Annotated in this window: 1 pseudogene; it reads right to left on the bottom strand. The window is 49.4% G+C overall.

Annotated features, from left to right (window positions below):
- Positions 1-269: pseudogene (locus HMPREF2955_RS04845) on the bottom strand (type VI secretion system tip protein VgrG); the annotation flags it as partial.
- Between the last annotated feature and the right edge of the window lie 195 nt (positions 270-464).

Raw genomic sequence — 464 nt, 5'->3', positions numbered from 1 at the left:
CCGCCGTCCAGGTTCTCCCGGCAGGCGTTCACCTGCGTGACGACCCCGACGAACAGGAACGATTTCACCTCCCTTCTCTTGATTTGTATGCGCTTGCCCAGCCATTCCGTAGTGTCTTCCAGGGCCTTGGCAGCCACCTCGAAGTCCAAAGTAAGCCCAAAGCGGTGATGGTCGTTGATGGGTTGGTGCAGCCTGAGCGACTTGAACGAGAAAAGGGGCTTGCCGCCGATGCTCACGGCGATGTCGTTGTTGGGTGTCCACAGGTTCATAGGCGTTGTTTTTGAGGTTTCTAGTCGTGGTGAAAATTAAAGCAGGAGACTTGCAATTAAGTTGTCTCCGAAAGTCAAAGTTAGTAAAACAAATCCAAAACGGCAACAAATTAAGGGGGCTAACATTTTCCCTTTAACGATATTTAAACCTAGAATTTGTCGACGTAACTATTCAGCGGTATTGACCAATCTGTA

This window comes from Prevotella sp. HMSC073D09 (assembly GCF_001814145.1).
GTDB classification, from domain to species: domain Bacteria; phylum Bacteroidota; class Bacteroidia; order Bacteroidales; family Bacteroidaceae; genus Prevotella; species Prevotella conceptionensis.
The sequence above is the reverse complement of the archived record's forward strand: the minus strand, read 5'-3'. Positions and strand labels throughout refer to the sequence as shown.